The 15185-nt window shown below is 62.7% G+C and carries 12 protein-coding genes and 3 pseudogenes; 8 read left to right on the top strand and 7 right to left on the bottom strand.

Annotation, left to right across the window (positions count from 1 at the left end; translation table 11 throughout):
* The first annotated feature begins 94 nt into the window (after positions 1–94).
* The 3 genes from lon (at position 95) to ACOAPY_RS12850 (ending at position 4926) form a co-directional block, all read left to right on the top strand.
* Positions 95–2491: an endopeptidase La gene (lon, locus tag ACOAPY_RS12860; RefSeq protein ID WP_465153508.1), complete on the top strand. Its 2397-nt coding sequence runs from the start codon at positions 95–97 to the stop codon at positions 2489–2491.
* A gap of 136 nt (positions 2492–2627) precedes the next feature.
* Positions 2628–2900 carry a nucleoid-associated protein HU-beta gene (hupB, locus tag ACOAPY_RS12855; RefSeq protein WP_003087931.1) on the top strand — a complete coding sequence of 91 codons (273 nt, stop codon included), beginning with the start codon at positions 2628–2630 and terminating at the stop codon, positions 2898–2900.
* A gap of 172 nt (positions 2901–3072) precedes the next feature.
* Complete coding sequence (locus ACOAPY_RS12850; protein WP_465153507.1) at positions 3073–4926, top strand: SurA N-terminal domain-containing protein; 1854 nt, start codon at positions 3073–3075, stop codon at positions 4924–4926.
* Positions 4927–4998: 72 nt separating this feature from the next.
* On the opposite strand, the pseudogene ACOAPY_RS12845 reads toward ACOAPY_RS12850, so the two are convergent.
* From ACOAPY_RS12845 to ACOAPY_RS12830, 4 genes and pseudogenes are all read right to left on the bottom strand, one after another.
* Positions 4999–5938, bottom strand: a pseudogene (locus tag ACOAPY_RS12845) (IS1595 family transposase).
* A gap of 140 nt (positions 5939–6078) precedes the next feature.
* Positions 6079–6435, bottom strand: coding sequence for a 6-carboxytetrahydropterin synthase QueD (queD, locus tag ACOAPY_RS12840; RefSeq protein WP_021700277.1), 357 nt, complete (start codon positions 6433–6435; stop codon positions 6079–6081).
* A gap of 68 nt (positions 6436–6503) precedes the next feature.
* Positions 6504–6866: a YfeK family protein gene (locus tag ACOAPY_RS12835; RefSeq protein WP_465153506.1), complete on the bottom strand. Its 363-nt coding sequence runs from the start codon at positions 6864–6866 to the stop codon at positions 6504–6506.
* Between the two features lie 22 nt (positions 6867–6888).
* Positions 6889–7968 carry a patatin-like phospholipase domain-containing protein gene (locus ACOAPY_RS12830; protein ID WP_076583084.1) on the bottom strand — a complete coding sequence of 360 codons (1080 nt, stop codon included), beginning with the start codon at positions 7966–7968 and terminating at the stop codon, positions 6889–6891.
* Between the two features lie 172 nt (positions 7969–8140).
* Here ACOAPY_RS12830 and ACOAPY_RS12825 point away from each other — a divergent pair, with 172 nt between their 5' ends.
* From ACOAPY_RS12825 to ACOAPY_RS12810, 4 genes are read left to right on the top strand one after another with little or no spacing between them, the layout of a single operon-like run.
* Entirely contained in the window at positions 8141–8449 is a 309-nt protein-coding gene (locus tag ACOAPY_RS12825; RefSeq protein WP_465153505.1) for a PepSY domain-containing protein, read from the top strand.
* On the top strand, positions 8449–8763 hold the full coding sequence (locus ACOAPY_RS12820; RefSeq protein ID WP_076583080.1) for a PepSY domain-containing protein: 315 nt from the start codon (positions 8449–8451) through the stop codon (positions 8761–8763). Before ACOAPY_RS12825 ends, ACOAPY_RS12820 begins: the two co-directional genes overlap by 1 nt.
* The gene (locus tag ACOAPY_RS12815; protein WP_465153504.1) at positions 8763–9431 is read left to right on the top strand and encodes a response regulator transcription factor; all 669 of its coding nucleotides are present in this window, start codon (positions 8763–8765) and stop codon (positions 9429–9431) included. Before ACOAPY_RS12820 ends, ACOAPY_RS12815 begins: the two co-directional genes overlap by 1 nt.
* The gene (locus tag ACOAPY_RS12810; RefSeq protein WP_465153503.1) at positions 9428–10744 is read left to right on the top strand and encodes a sensor histidine kinase; all 1317 of its coding nucleotides are present in this window, start codon (positions 9428–9430) and stop codon (positions 10742–10744) included. The genes ACOAPY_RS12815 and ACOAPY_RS12810 overlap by 4 nt, the downstream gene beginning before the upstream one ends.
* Here the strand turns inward: ACOAPY_RS12810 and ACOAPY_RS12805 are convergent, their stop codons facing one another.
* The 3 genes and pseudogenes from ACOAPY_RS12805 to ACOAPY_RS12795 all read right to left on the bottom strand — a co-directional run.
* Positions 10745–11341, bottom strand: a complete 597-nt coding sequence (locus ACOAPY_RS12805) for an NADPH-dependent FMN reductase (protein WP_465153502.1) — start codon at positions 11339–11341, stop codon at positions 10745–10747.
* A 128-nt stretch (positions 11342–11469) separates the two neighbouring features.
* A pseudogene (locus ACOAPY_RS12800) lies at positions 11470–12066 on the bottom strand (methyl-accepting chemotaxis protein); the annotation flags it as partial.
* A 261-nt stretch (positions 12067–12327) separates the two neighbouring features.
* A pseudogene (locus ACOAPY_RS12795) lies at positions 12328–13293 on the bottom strand (methyl-accepting chemotaxis protein); the annotation flags it as partial.
* Positions 13294–13852: 559 nt separating this feature from the next.
* Between ACOAPY_RS12795 and ACOAPY_RS12790 the strand changes: the two are divergent.
* The gene (locus ACOAPY_RS12790; protein ID WP_465153501.1) at positions 13853–15169 is read left to right on the top strand and encodes a Na+/H+ antiporter family protein; all 1317 of its coding nucleotides are present in this window, start codon (positions 13853–13855) and stop codon (positions 15167–15169) included.
* Positions 15170–15185 lie beyond the last annotated feature (16 nt).

The following is a 15185-nucleotide window of genomic DNA, read 5'->3' as shown; positions in this document are numbered from 1 at the left end:
CGTTCTCGCTTGTTTTTTCCCGGGGGTGGCCCCATCTTAGGGTCAAGGGTACCCCGTCCGTTTACGGCCGAATGGCCGCCGTAGAGCTGAAATCATGAAGACAACCATCGAATTGCCTCTCCTGCCGCTGCGTGATGTCGTGGTCTATCCGCACATGGTCATCCCGCTGTTCGTCGGTCGCGAGAAGTCCATCGAGGCTCTGGAAGCCGCCATGGCTGGCGAAAAGCAGATTCTTCTGCTGGCGCAGCGCAACCCGGCAGACGATGATCCGGGCGAGGATGCGCTGTACCGCATGGGTACCGTGGCCACTGTGCTGCAGCTGCTGAAACTGCCCGATGGCACGGTGAAGGTACTGGTCGAGGGCGAGCAGCGCGGTGCTATCGAGAAGTTCATCGAGGTCGACGGTCATTGCCGCGCCGAGGTGCAGCTGCTCGACGAGAGCGAAGTCGCCGAGCGCGAGTCCGAGGTCTTCACCCGCAGTCTGCTCAGCCAGTTCGAGCAGTACGTACAGCTGGGCAAGAAGGTGCCGGCCGAGGTGCTGTCCTCGCTGAACAGCATCGACGAGCCGGCGCGCCTGGTCGACACCATGGCTGCGCATATGGTTCTGAAGATCGAGCAGAAACAGGAGATCCTCGAGATCACCAGTCTGGCCGAGCGCGTCGAGCATGTGCTGGCCCTGCTGGATGCCGAGATCGACCTGCTGCAGGTCGAGAAACGCATCCGTGGTCGGGTCAAGAAGCAGATGGAGCGCAGCCAGCGCGAGTACTACCTGAATGAGCAGATGAAGGCCATTCAGAAGGAGCTGGGTGACATCGATGAAGGCCACAACGAGATCGACGAGCTGAAGAAGCGCATCGAGAACGCCGGCCTGACCAAGGAAGCCCACGCCAAGGCCAATGCCGAGCTGAACAAGCTCAAGCAGATGTCACCGATGTCGGCCGAGGCCACCGTGGTGCGCTCCTACATCGACTGGCTGACCAACGTGCCGTGGAAGGCCGAGAGCAAGGTGCGCCTGGACCTGGCCAAGGCGGAGGATATCCTCGAGGCCGACCACTTCGGCCTGGAAGAGGTGAAGGAGCGCATTCTCGAGTACCTCGCCGTGCAGAAGCGGGTGAAGAAGCTCAAGGGGCCGGTGCTCTGCCTGGTCGGTCCGCCCGGCGTGGGCAAGACCTCGCTGGCCGAGTCCATCGCCCGCGCGACCAATCGCAAGTTCGTGCGCATGGCCCTGGGTGGCGTGCGTGACGAGGCCGAGATCCGCGGTCATCGCCGGACTTATATCGGTTCGATGCCCGGTCGTCTGATCCAGAAGCTGACCAAGGTCGGCGTGCGCAATCCGCTGTTCCTGCTCGACGAGATCGACAAGATGGGCAGCGACATGCGTGGCGATCCCGCCTCGGCGCTGCTGGAGGTGCTGGATCCGGAGCAGAACCACAACTTCAACGACCATTACCTGGAAGTCGACTACGACCTCTCGGACGTGATGTTCATCTGCACCGCCAACTCCATGAACATCCCCGGCCCGCTGCTGGACCGCATGGAGGTCATCCGCCTGCCCGGTTATACCGAGGACGAGAAGGTCAACATCGCCATCAAGTACCTGACGCCCAAGCAGGTGCAGGCCAACGGCCTGAAGAAGGGCGAGCTGGAGTTCGAGGAGGCGGCGATCCGCGACATGATTCGCTATTACACTCGCGAGGCTGGTGTGCGCAGCCTGGAGCGGCAGGTGTCGAAGGTCTGCCGCAAGGTGGTCAAGGAGCACGCCAAGGACAAGCGCATCAAGGTGCTGGTCACCGCTGAGTCGCTGGAGCATTACCTGGGCGTGCGCCGTTATCGCTATGGCCTTGCCGAGCAGCAGGACCAGATCGGTCAGGTCACCGGCCTGGCCTGGACTCAAGTCGGCGGCGAGCTGCTGACCATCGAGACTGCCGTGGTGCCGGGCAAGGGCCAGTTGATCAAGACCGGCTCGCTCGGTGACGTGATGGCCGAATCCATGACGGCTGCGCTGACTGTGGTGCGCAGCCGCGCCAAGAGCCTGGGCATTGCGCCGGACTTCCACGAGAAGCGCGACGTACACATCCACATGCCCGAAGGTGCCACGCCCAAGGATGGTCCGAGTGCTGGTATCGGCCTGTGCACGGCTCTGGTTTCCGCGTTGACACAGATCCCGGTGCGGGCCGATGTCGCCATGACCGGCGAGATCACCCTGCGTGGTCAGGTGCTGGCCATCGGTGGTCTCAAGGAGAAACTCCTGGCAGCTCACCGTGGCGGAATCAAGACGGTGATCATCCCGGAAGAGAATGTCCGCGACCTCAAGGAAATTCCGGAAAATATTAAGCAGGACCTGACCATTAAGCCGGTTAAATGGATTGACGAGGTCCTGCAAATTGCGCTGCAATACGCTCCGGAGCCCTTGCCTGATGCGGCTCCCGAGATGGTTGCAAAGGATGACTCGCGCGAGACTGATTCCAAGGAGCGAATCAGCACGCATTAGCCGGAAGGCTTCCTTGACACTATTTTCGAGCCCTTGTTATAAAGCGGCTCCTATGTGTCGGCAGGCCTTTCAGCACCCGCTTTGCTTACACCAAACAACTAAGAAACAAACTCAACAGAAATAAGGGGACTTAAGAGTGAACAAGTCGGAACTGATTGATGCCATCGCCGCATCCGCTGATATCCCGAAAGCTGTTGCCGGCCGCGCGCTGGACGCAGTGATCGAATCCGTCACTGGCGCTCTGAAGGCTGGTGATTCCGTGGTGCTGGTTGGCTTCGGTACTTTCGCTGTCAAAGAGCGTGCCGCTCGTACCGGCCGCAACCCGCAGACTGGCAAGCCGATCAAGATCGCTGCTGCCAAGATCCCTGGCTTCAAAGCTGGCAAAGCTCTGAAAGACGCCGTCAACTAAGCGTCTCTCGGGCTTGGCCCTCGCCGAGCCGGGGTCACCCGATTCGGCAGGAGCAGCGAAAGCGCTCCAACAGTTATGAGAAGGCGCATCCTCGGATGCGCCTTTCTTTTATCCGGACCTCAATACCCACGCTGCATGGCTGTTTGTTCAGTGCAGGCGTTTCGGGGGAAGCATGCTGCAGAACATCAGGGACAACTCCCAGGGCTGGATCGCCAAAACCATCATTGGCGTGATCGTCGTGCTGATGGCCTTTACCGGCTTCGATGCCATCATCCAGTCCACCAGCAACAGCCAGAATGCGGCTGAAGTCAACGGTGAGACGATTACGCTGAGCAGCCTCAACGCTGCCGTTGATATGCAGCGCCGTCAGCTGATTCAGCAGTTTGGCAAGGATTTCGACGCCTCTCTGCTGGACGACAAGCTGTTGCGTCAGGCCTCTCTCGATGCGCTGGTCGACCGCACGTTGCTGCTGCAGGGCGCCAAGGACGCCGGCATGGGCTTCTCCGAGGCCTCGCTGGACCAGCTGATCCTGCAGACCCCGGCCTTCCAGGTCGACGGCAAGTTCAATGCGGCGCGCTTCGATCAGATCCTGCAGCAGCAGGGCATGGGGCGCATGGAGTTCCGTGAGCGCCTCAAGCAGGACGTTCTGGTCAGCCAGTTGCAGGCCAGCCTGGCTGCCAGCAACTTCGTCACCGACGAAGAGCTGGAAAACTTCGTGCGACTGGACCGGCAGACCCGAGACTTCGCCAGCCAGACCATTCACATCGATACCAAGTCCGTCGATGTCAGCGATGACGAGCTGAAGGCATACTACGATGAGCACAAGGACCAGTACATGAGTCCGGAGCAGGTCGTGGTCGAGTACGTCGAACTGCGCAAGGAGAGCTTCTTTGCCCAGGCCGAGGCCAGTGATGAGGAACTGCAGGCGCTGTATCAGAAGGAAATCGCCAACCTGGCCGAGCAGCGCCGCGCCGCGCATATCCTGCTGGAAGTGAACGACAAGCTCAGTGATGAGCAGGCCAAGGCCAAGCTCGCGGAAGTCGCCGAGCGCCTGAAGCAGGGCGAGGATTTCGCCAAGCTGGCCGAGGAGGTCTCGCAGGACCCGGGTTCGGCCAGCAACGGCGGTGATCTGGGCTTTGCCGGCCCAGGCGTGTATGACCCCGAGTTCGAGAAGTCGCTGTATGCCCTGAAGAAAGATGAAGTCTCCGCTCCCGTGCGCAGCTCCTTCGGTTGGCATCTGATCAAGCTGCTGGACGTGCAGGCGCCCGAGGTGCCGAGCTTCGACAGCCTGAAGGCCAAGTTGGAGCGTGAGGTCAAGGCGCAGCAGGTCGAGCAGCGCTTCGTCGAAGCGGCCAAGGAACTGGAAGAGGCCAGTTTCGAAGCTTCCGATCTGGCGCAACCAGCCCAGGAACTGGGGCTGCAGGTGCAAACCAGTGGCGCCTTCGGGCGTGAGGGTGGCGAGGGTGTGGCTGCCAATCGCCAAGTCGTGCAGGCGGCCTTCAGTCCTGAAGTACTGGAAGACGGTGCCAACAGCAGTGCCATCGAGCTGGACCCGGATACCACGCTGGTGCTGCGGGTGAAGGAGCACAGGAAGCCGACCTTGCTGCCACTGGAGGAGGTGTCTGCCGGTATTCGTGACACCCTGTCGCGCAAGAAGGCCAGTGAAGCGGCCAAGGCCGAGGGCGAGGCGCTGTTGGCGCAGCTGCGTGATGGCGGTGCCAGTGGCAAGGACTGGAAGGTCGTGGAAGCCGCTACCCGCAGCCAGGAGGGTGTCGAGCCCGAGGTACTGCAGGCGCTGTTCCGTATGGCCAAGCCGGAGGATGGCAAATCCAGCTTCGCCGGCGTAACGCTGAACAATGGTGACTACGTGGTGCTGCGCCTGGACGGTGTCGGCCAGGCCAAGGCCGAGCTGAGCGCTGAGGAGAAGGCCAGCTATCGCCGCTTCCTCGCTTCGCGCGCCGGTCAGCAGGATTTCGCGGCGTACCGTGAGCAGCTCAAGGACAAGGCTGACATCGAGCGCTTCTGAGTGCCTAGTCTGCTCTGACGCCAAAGGCCGCTGAGTGACCAGCGGCCTTTTCGTTTGCGCCCAATAAAAAGGCTATATTGCCGTTACGTGTTGCATTGGCGCTCCGAGCGCCTCCTGCAGACAGCGCTCGGGCGCGATAGAAGTGGCGTAGCGCTCCAGCATTCGGCGCCCGCCTAGATAGTTTGGCGGATAGCGGGTGGCCAAGCCATGAAAGCGCGCCATCCAGCTCTTCACTCGACTGTGATAAGAATTAACGTTCTGCATGTGCAACGCCCCCTCGCATACCCTGCGTCTAGGGCGTGCCTGAACCACCTGATGGGTGGCATCTGTGCTCTTGGCGTATGCTGCATAGACTGCAGCACCGTCTGTACACAGCACTGCGTCACTATTGACCAGAGGTCTTAGCGCCTGTTGGACATGGACTGCGTCGAGCTTTTCCAGCTGGAAGTCGGCGGTCTGGCCACTGCGATCACGTACCATCAGCATCGGTATCTGGTCCGGCGCTGTGCCGCGTGTCAGGCTGATTCCGCCTCGTTGACGGGACGGCCGGGGTAACTGACGCTGACTTTTGAAGGATTCCAGAAAGAGGGTTTCGTCAGCCTCGATGATGCCGTTTTCTTGTTGCGCTGCATGGCCTACAGCCAGAGTCAGAAAACGATGCCGCCAGCGAAGTGCCGTGTTCTTGCTGATGCCTCAGGCTTTCGTCGCACGACGCACGGTCAGCCCTTCGACCAGCGCGTCGCAGTAATTCAACCGGTGACCCTGCATGTGCAAGCGGGCCAAACCTTTGCCTGTTAGCGCGTTACATGTATGCAGGCGCTCGCGGCAGCGAAAGCGGCGCAGCCCGCGCCTCCAGCTCCAAGGTACCAGCAGGCTTGCTGTCGCCTTGCAATGCGGGCTCTGGCGTAACGCGGGAAGAACCTTGCACCAGCCACTGGCTGGCTTCTGGTATGAGAAGGGCATGACGAAGCGTGTTTTTTGGCGGGGGCGTTAGCTGGCTGAGGCCGGCCAGTGCTCAAAGGCTGGGGTTTCCATCGCACACCTCCACTGGAAATGCCCGCTGACAGACTCGTATTTCAACAATTAACGGGAACATAGCCATAAAAAAGCCACCGTAAAGGTGGCTTTTGCGTTTTGCGATACGCGAACAGATTAGTCGCCACGGTACTCACAGCCACTGGTGCAGGTCTCATGCACGCGGATGCGGGAAAGCTCGGGCAGCAGCGGTTTGAGTTCTTGCCAGATCCACTTGGCCAGGTTCTCGCTGGTGGGATTTTCCAGGCCAGGGATGTCGTTCAGGTAGTTATGGTCGAGTCGCTCGTAGATCGGCTTGAAGATCGCCTTGATCTCGGCAAAGTCGCGAATCCACCCGGTATGCGGATCGACCTCGCCCTCGATGTAGATCGCGGCGCGGAAGGAATGGCCGTGCAGGCGACCACACTTATGGCCGGCTGGGACATGGGGCAGGAGGTGGGCGGATTCGAAGGTGAATTCTTTGAACAGTTCCAAGGTAAGCGCTCTGCTGGATAGGCCGCGAGGCGGCGTGAAGCTTGCCTCGCAGTTTACCAGCTTGGGCACTAGCGGGTCTGGCGCAGACGCATGAGCTCGCCATTCAGCCAGTCGGCCGAACGCTGCAGTCGACCTTGGCAATTCACCTGGTAGGGCTCTCCGCTCATGCTGCTCTCGGTCGCCGCGCGGGCGATGAAGTCCTCTGGCGAGTCGACCAGGCCCTTGTCATCCAGGTATTCGAGTTTCTTCTGCAGGTGCTTGCGCGCATCGGCGGGTGAGTGCTCGCTGCCATTGCGGATGAACTGACAACCACTGCTCTCGACGAAGGCGAGTAGGGCATCGACCTCCTGGCGGCCTTGCCCATCCAGGGCTGCCTGCGTGCTGGTGGAAAGAAGCAGGAGGGACAGCGCCAGGGTTCGATACAGAGGCATTTATGGCTTCCTTGCAGGGTCTTTAAAGCGGTTGCAGGCGCTCGCCCAGCCGACCGCTGTCGACCAGTTCGAGGAACTCGTCACCGAGGCGGCGGCTTTCGGCCATCGCCTTGTGCCAGTAACGTTCACGGCCTTGATCATCGCCCAGGTAGCGCTTGAAGTCGCTGCGATCCGGGAGTTTGCCGTGAGGCAGGCTGGCGAGGTACTCGGGGGATGGCGCCAGCAGGAGCACGTCCTGCAGGCGCTCGCGGTCGGCGCGGCGCCAGGGCAGGCTCTTGTCGAACCAGCCGGGAATCACCTTGTCGGTGAAATGTGGATAGAGCACCACGCCATCGGCCTGGTAAGGCAAGTCCAGGTGATAGTCGAGGAGCCCCCCGTCGCGGTAGGCGCCCGGGGCGAGGCCGGGGATCTCGCGGATCGCCTCCATCACCATGGGTATCGAGCCGGAGGCCAGCAGGGCGTGGCGCAGATTGCCCTCGGCGAGGGTATGAAAGTGCGAGCGGAAGTCGTTCAGGGCACCCAGTGGCGGCATCTGGCGGGCGTCGTGGAGGATGACCCGGTCGAAATGCCGACCCAGGCGGCTGCGGCTCAGCAGGTTGTTGCCGATCACCGACGACAGGCCCAGACCAAGCTTGCCGCGATGATCATGCTGGAGCAGGCCGTGGCTGCGCACCACCACGATATTTAGGCGGTACAGCGGATTGTTCAGCACCGCCTGGTCCTGGCCTTCGAGCAGATCATCGAGCAGCTGCACACAGCTGCGCGAGACCTCGGCCATGCTCACGCCCTTGGCGAAGCGCTGGCTGGTATAAAGCTCGCCGAGGCGGCGGATACCGGCGCAGGGATCAGGCAGACAGGCACTGGCGAAACGCCAGGAACCGATCGAGGCGCCGATCAGGGTGCGTTCGCGCGGTGCCCGTGGCAGCCAGTCACCGAACAGGGCCAGATCGAGTCCCTGGATGCCGAGGCCCTTGGGGCCGCCGGCAGCGCCAGGCAGAATGCCGACATCGGCTGGCTGCAGGCCCTGCCCGCGGATACGCGTCAGGGCGCGCTTGCCGGCGCGCAGGCTGAGAGCAGGCGACTTGATATGGATGGCGGTCATGCTTGGCTCCGTATTGCAGGCCAGCGATTATAGTGGCGTGGTCTGAGAGGCCAAGCGGCTTCAGCGGATGAATACCCCGTCAGTTGTGAGCCTTGTGCTGATTCAGCTTGAATTAAGTTGGCATCGCTATCTTGGGCTCCGTAGACAACGGATACCCCACGAGGAGAACACCATGAACAAGCTGACCAGCCTTTTTGCCATCGCAGCCCTCGCGGCCACCGCCGGTATTGCCCAGGCTCGTGACCTGGGCCCGGACGAGGCGCTGAAGCTGCGCGATGCAGGCACCATCCAGGACTTCCAGAAACTCAACGCGGCTGCGCTGGCCAAGTACCCGGGCGGCAAGGTCGAGGACACCGAACTGGAGCAGGAGCACGGCCGCTATGTCTATCAGGTCGAGCTGCGTGATGCCCAGGGCGTGCAGTGGGACGTGGAGCTGGACGCCACCAATGGCCAGATCCTGCAAGAGCACCGGGATGACTGATGAAGTTCGTGTTTCGCTATAGCGGCATCCTTGCCCTGATCGTCGCGGTACTGGCTCTCGATGCCCAGGCCCGCGACCTCGATCAGGACGAGGCCTTGCGCCTGCGCCAGGAGGGAGTCATCCGTCCCTTGGAAGATCTGATGGCATCGGCCCTGGGGCGTTACCCCGGGGCCGAGTTGCTGGAGGCGGAACTGGAAGAGGAGGATGACGTGCTGGTATACGAGGTGGAGCTGCTGACCGCCGACGGCACCGTTCGCGAGCTGGAGCTGGATGCCCGTGACGGCCGCATTCTCAAGGACGAAGTGGAGGACTGATGCGCCTGTTGTTGGTGGAAGACCATGTGCCCCTGGCCGATGAACTGCTGGTCAGCCTCAAAGGGCAGGGCTACGCGGTGGACTGGCTGGCCGATGGCCGTGATGCCGCCTATCAGGGCGCAATCGAGCCTTATGACCTGATCATTCTCGACCTCGGTTTACCGGGCAAGCCTGGGCTTGAGGTGCTGCGCGAGTGGCGTGCCGGCGGCCTGAGCACGCCCGTGCTGATTCTGACGGCGCGCGGCTCCTGGGCCGAGCGCATCGATGGCCTCAAGGCTGGCGCTGACGACTACCTGACCAAACCCTTCCATCCCGAAGAGCTGGCCCTACGTATCCAGGCTCTGCTGCGTCGCGCCCACGGCCTGGCCAACCAGCCACAGCTGGAAGCTGCCGGGCTGCAGCTGGATGAAAGCCGCCAGTGCGTGACGCGTGGCAGTGAGCAGATCGAGCTGACGTCCGCCGAGTTCCGTCTGCTGCGTTACTTCATGCTGCACCCCGGGCAGATTCTGTCCAAGAGCCAGCTGGCTGACCATCTGTACGATGGCGAGAGCGAGCGCGATTCCAATGTCCTGGAAGTGCATGTCAATCGCCTGCGCGGCAAGCTCGGGCGCGAGGTGATCGAGACCCGGCGTGGCCAGGGTTACCGTTACGCCGGAGTCGACACTTGAAGTCGATCCAGCGTCGCCTCAGCCTGGGCCTGGCCAGTGTACTGATCGTGGTGGGTCTGATCCTGGCGCAGAGCAGTCTGTGGCTGTTCGACCACAGCCTGCGCCGCTACCTGCGGGAAGACCTCAAGGATGAGACACGGACCCTGCTGGTCGCCCTGGTGCGTGGCCAGAACGGCGTGCAGCTGGATGAGCGGCGCCTGGACCCAACGTTCCAGCGGCCGTTTTCCGGCCACTACTTCCGTATCGATTTTGCCGACGAGACCTGGCGCTCGCGCTCCCTATGGGATCGTGACCTGCCCAAGCCTGCGCGCGCGGGCCTGCAGGACGGTCTCGGTGACGGTCCGCATGGCCAGATGCTGTTGGTCTATCGTGGCGACTACCTGCGTTTTGGCCAGCGCTTTTCCATCAGCGTGGCGCAGGACTACACGCCCATTCTGGAGAGCTTTCGCCGCCTGCAATGGCTGGGGCTGGGACTCGGCGCTGCAGCGCTGCTGCTGATCCTGCTGGCCCAGCGCTACACGGTGCGTTCGGCGCTGCGCCCGCTGGAGCGGGTGCGCGAGCAAATCGCCCAGCTGCAGCAGGGCCGGCGCACCGAGCTGGACAGCCAGGTGCCGCAGGAGCTGGAGCCGTTGGTGGCACAGGTCAATCACCTGCTGAGCCACACCGAGGACACCCTCAAGCGTTCGCGCAATGCACTGGGCAATCTCGGGCATGCCTTGAAGACGCCGCTGGCGGTGCTGGTTAGCCTCAGTGAACGTGAGGAGTTGTGCGATCAGCCCGAGCTGCAGGCTACCCTGCGCGAGCAGCTGGCGCAGATCCGCCAGCGCCTGGAGCGCGAGCTGGGTCGCGCGCGTCTGGCTGGGGAGGCGCTACCGGGGGCGCATTTCGACTGTGCGGCGGAGCTGCCGGGGCTGTTCAGCACCCTGGGCATGATCCACAGCCACGGCCTGAAGCTGGAGTGGCAGGCCGAGCCCGGGCTATGCCTGCCGTGGGACCGGGAAGACCTGCTCGAGCTGCTCGGCAATTTGCTGGACAACGCCTGCAAATGGGCCGATGCCGAGGTACGCCTGAGCCTGGTAAAGGAAGGCGAGGGCTATCGGCTGTGGGTGGACGACGATGGGCCCGGCATCGCCCCCGAGCGCCGCGAGGCGGTACTGGGGCGTGGCACCCGCCTGGACGAGCAGGTTGCCGGCCACGGCCTGGGCCTGGGCATCGTGCGTGACATGGTCGAGGCCTGGGGCGGCAGCTTGAGCCTCGAGGACAGCCCGCTGGGCGGGCTGCGGGTCGCGATCAGCCTGCCCGGGCGGCGTTGATCACATGCCGTTGGTGAAGGCCGGATTGCTAAGGTCGATGGCCGCGCGCACCGGCTTCAGCGCTTCGGCGTACTTGCCGAGGATGTCCAGCGCGTAGTCGGCGCGGGCGCGGATGCGCAGGTCGTCTTCGCCGGTAGCCGGGCCTTCGTTCATCACCGCCTCCACCTGACGCACGATCAGGTGCTCCGGCAGATAGGCAATGCGACAGTTCTTGTAGCCCGAGGCGCGCAGTTCGCTGATCGGGTAGGCACCACCGATGCCCGAGGAAACGCCCACCAGCAGCGCAGGCTTGTGCGCCAGTTCGGCGTTGCTGGCGTACAGGAAGAAGTTCTTCACGGCCGGGCAGGCCATGCCGTTCCACTCCGGGGCGATCACCACCAGCGCGTCGGCGGCGGCCAGCTGCTGCTGATACTCGCTCCATGGGCCCTTGTCCTCTCCAGGCCACAACGGCAGGCCGCGCTCGCCGAGGTCGAGCAGGCTGCTTTGCTCATGGCGAGTCAGACCCAGTTCGATCAGGCGTTGGCGGAGGAAGCGGGCGACCTTGGCGGACTGGCTGCCGCTGCGGCTGGAGCCGGCGATCAGGGCGATATTGAGCATGGCGGGGATTCCTAGCGAATGATTGCGCGCAGGCTACCGGCCGCTCTGGAACGCGGCAAGTGGCGGGGCGACAGAGATCTGGTCGGATGACGCCAGCGCCCCGGTCGGGGCGCGGCGCAGAGATAACGTCAGACGCGGAACTGGTCCATCAGGCCTTGCTGGTGGTTGGCCAGGCTGTTCAGGCTCTGGCTGACCCGGGCGGACTCGTCGGCCTGGCCGGACAGCGCTTCGGTGACATCGCGGATGCTGGCCACGTTGCGGTTCACCTCCTCGGCCACCGCGCTCTGCTCCTCGGCGGCCGAGGCAATCTGCAGGTTCATGTCGTTGATCACGGTGACCGCGTCGCTGATGCGGCGCAGCGAGGTCACCGCCTGCTCGACCAGTTCGACACTGCTTTGCGCCTGCTTGTGGCTGCTGTGCATGGAACCGACCACGTCGCGGGTACCGCTCTGAAGGTTCTCGATCACCTGGCGGATTTCCTCCACCGAGTCCTGGGTGCGCTTGGCCAGGTTGCGCACCTCGTCGGCCACCACGGCAAAGCCGCGGCCGGCTTCACCGGCGCGGGCTGCTTCGATGGCTGCGTTGAGGGCCAGCAGGTTGGTCTGTTCGGCGATGGCGCGGATCACTTCCAGCACCGAGCCGATCTGCTCGCTACTGCCAGCCAGCGTCTCCACCTCGTGCATCGCCGAGCTCAGCTCGCTGGCCAGTTGCTCGATCGACAGGGTGGTGCGGTCGATTACCGTCAACCCCTCGCGAGCGGCAGCATCGGCACTGCGCGCGGCTTCGGCGGCCTGGGCGGCATTGTTGGCTACGTCATGGGCGGTAGCGCTCATCTCCTGAGAAGCGGTGGCGACCTGGTCCACTTCACGGAACTGCTGCTGCATGCCGGCGCTGGTCTGGGTGGCGATGGCCGCAGACTGGTCGGCGGTGCTGCGGGCGTCCTGCACCGAGAGTTTGACGTCGGCAATGATCGGTTGCAGCTTGTCGAGGAAGCGGTTGAACCAGCTCGCCAACTCGCCCAGCTCGTCCTGTTTGGCGTACTCCAGGCGGCGGGTCAGGTCGCCTTCGCCGCTGGCGATGTTCTTCAGCATGCTGGCTACGCCAAGGATCGGGCGGGTAACGCCCAGTGCCGTCAACCACATCAGCGCGAGGCCTAGCAGGATGGCAATCAGCGCCAGCGTGATGGAGAAGGTGGTGTCGCCAGTACGGCGTTCATCCAGTTGCTTCTGCAGTTGCAGAGCCGGCGCGAGCAAAGTGGCGGTTGGAACCTCCAGCAGCACACCCCAGGGTTTGGCTTCAGGAATCGGTAGCAGTGGCTCGATTACCTGCAGCCGGTCGTCCTGTTCAAGGAACTGCGCCTGCCCGCTGGCGAGTAGTCCGATGATCTCCCGGTCCTGATTGGCGAAGGCTTCAGCCAGGGACTTGCCCAACTGGCCGGCATCCCGACTATGGCCGGCCAGCAGGCCGGCCGGGCTGATGATGCTGACATGGGCCTGGCCTTCATAGAGCTCGCTGCTGGCGTTCTGGGCGATCTGCTGCAGGCTCTCCAGGCTGATATCGACGCCCATTACGCCGATTACCTTGCCGTCATGCTCCAGAGGGAAGGCAATACTGGTCATCAGCACCTGTTTGCCGTTCACGTCATCGAAGTAGGGGTCGAGCACACAGGTACGGCGAGTATCGCGCGGGCAGGTGTACCAGGCGTTGTAGGGCGCACCGCTGGGGCCTGCCGTCGTGTCGCCGAGCTGATCCTCATTCATCGCCTCGGCTTCAAGGGTGCCTGGCGTGCTTTGCGACCAATAGAGGGAGAAGCGACCCTTGTCGTTGCTGCCGATTTCGCTCTGCCCGGCAAACAGTTCGTCCTTGCCGTCCAGCGCATTGGGCTCGAACACCAGGTAGAGCCCTAGCAGGCTGGGATTGGCTTCGAGAGAGGAGCGTACTTGTCTGGTCATGTCCTCGCGCAGGTCGAAAGCGTCGAGGAAGCGTTTCTCGGCCTGGTCCTTGAGGAACAGGACCTGGCGAGAGAAGCCTTTGCCATACTGATAGGCGTCCATGAAGTAGCGCTGGATGCGGATACCCTGCAGCTCGCCACGGGCCGACATGCTCAGGCGTGCCGACTCTTCGAGCATCTCGGAGCTGGATTTTTTCACCAGCGAGGCGCTGTGGGTGGACTGATAGAGAGATGCGCCCACCAGCAGCGTGACGATAGCCAGCAGGCAGAGCCCGGCGAGCAAGGTGATTTTCCACTGAATCGAGAGGCGAGACAGCATGGTCGGGTCCTTAGGATTTCAGACGTCTTAGCCATGTATCGGTGGCGGCGGCAGAAGCTTGACCGTTTTCATGACCGACCTGAGTTTTTACGCAAAGCTGCTGCGTAGACAAGCAGAATTATGTACGCGTTGCCCAGAATTTCGCACGCTGGGGTTTTTGACAGAAACTGACCGATCGTGCAGAGTCTCGCGCTTTTTCCGCCCTGGGCGGGTCATGCACGCTGTTAAGTGGAGTTTTGCGATGAACGCAGTGGTTGCCGCAGTCGGCATCATGCTGGTCCTCAGTTTGTGCCGGGTCCACGTTGTCGTGGCGCTTATCGTTGGCGCTCTTGCCGGCGGTCTGCTTGGGGGGCTGGGCCTGGAGGGCTCGCTGGCGGCCTTCAACAAGGGGCTGGGCGGCGGTGCTACCGTGGCGCTGTCCTATGCGCTGCTCGGCGCCTTCGCTGTCGCCATCGCCAAGTCGGGGCTGGCCCATGCCCTTGCTGATCGCGCCCTGGCGCTGGTAGGGCGGCAGCAGGAAGAGGGGAACGCGGTGAAATGGCTGCTGGTCGGTCTGCTGCTGGCGGTATCGGTGGCTTCGCAGAACATTTTGCCGATCCATATCGCCTTCATCCCGTTACTGGTACCGCCACTGCTGTACGTGCTGAGCAAGCTGCAGATCGATCGTCGCCTGATCGCCTGCGTGATTACCTTTGGCCTGATCACTCCCTACATGTTCCTGCCGGTTGGCTTCGGCAACATCTTCCTCAACGAGATTCTGCTGGCCAACGTGGCCAAGGGTGGGGTGGACGTGAGCGATGTGAACGTCACGCACGCCATGCTGATCCCCGCCGCCGGCATGTTGTTCGGCCTGCTGCTGGCCATATTCTTCAGCTACCGTGGCAAGCGCGACTATGCCCTGCAGCCGATTGTTCAGGCAGAGCGAGTGGAGGTGCGCTACAGCCCGCTGAGCCTGCTGGTGGCCGGCATTGCGGTGGCGGTCGCCTTTATCGTGCAGCTGTGGCTGGACTCGATGATCGTCGGGGCGCTGGCGGGCTTTGTGGTGTTTTCGGTGTCCGGCGTGGTGCGCTGGAAAGAGGCTGATGACCTGTTTACCGAAGGTATGAAGATGATGGCCATGATCGGCTTCATCATGATCGCTGCGCAGGGGTTCGCGGAGGTGATGAATGCCACCGGCGATGTGCGCGCGCTGGTGGATGCCTCGGCGGCGTGGATCGGCAACAGCAAGGCACTGGGTGCACTGCTGATGTTGCTGGTAGGGCTGCTAGTGACCATGGGCATTGGCTCATCCTTTTCCACCGTGCCGATCATCGCTGCCATCTTCGTGCCGCTGGGCGTGCAGCTCGGCTTCAGCCCGCTGGCCATTGTCTGCATCGTGGGTACGGCTGGTGCGCTGGGTGACGCGGGCTCACCAGCCTCCGATTCGACCCTTGGCCCGACTTCCGGCTTGAATGTGGACGGCCAGCACAACCATATCTGGGATACCGTGGTGCCGACCTTCCTGCATTACAACGTGCCGTTGCTGGTGTTTGGCTGGGCCGCAGCAATGTTGCTCTAGAGTACATCTCGCCCAT

Origin of the sequence: Pseudomonas stagnisoli (genome assembly GCF_048595745.1) — a bacterium.
GTDB lineage: Bacteria > Pseudomonadota > Gammaproteobacteria > Pseudomonadales > Pseudomonadaceae > Aquipseudomonas > Aquipseudomonas alcaligenes_A.
This window is presented reverse-complemented; position numbering and strand designations above follow the sequence as displayed.

Coding starts and splice junctions, on each gene's coding strand:
- lon (WP_465153508.1), top strand. CDS start 95: ATGAAGACAACCATCGAATTGCCTCTCCTGCCGCTGCGTGATGTCGTG.
- ACOAPY_RS12850 (WP_465153507.1), top strand. CDS start 3,073: ATGCTGCAGAACATCAGGGACAACTCCCAGGGCTGGATCGCCAAAACC.
- ACOAPY_RS12825 (WP_465153505.1), top strand. CDS start 8,141: ATGAACAAGCTGACCAGCCTTTTTGCCATCGCAGCCCTCGCGGCCACC.
- ACOAPY_RS12790 (WP_465153501.1), top strand. CDS start 13,853: ATGAACGCAGTGGTTGCCGCAGTCGGCATCATGCTGGTCCTCAGTTTG.
- ACOAPY_RS12830 (WP_076583084.1), bottom strand. CDS start 7,968: ATGACCGCCATCCATATCAAGTCGCCTGCTCTCAGCCTGCGCGCCGGC.
- ACOAPY_RS12815 (WP_465153504.1), top strand. CDS start 8,763: ATGCGCCTGTTGTTGGTGGAAGACCATGTGCCCCTGGCCGATGAACTG.
- ACOAPY_RS12805 (WP_465153502.1), bottom strand. CDS start 11,341: ATGCTCAATATCGCCCTGATCGCCGGCTCCAGCCGCAGCGGCAGCCAG.
- ACOAPY_RS12820 (WP_076583080.1), top strand. CDS start 8,449: ATGAAGTTCGTGTTTCGCTATAGCGGCATCCTTGCCCTGATCGTCGCG.
- ACOAPY_RS12835 (WP_465153506.1), bottom strand. CDS start 6,866: ATGCCTCTGTATCGAACCCTGGCGCTGTCCCTCCTGCTTCTTTCCACC.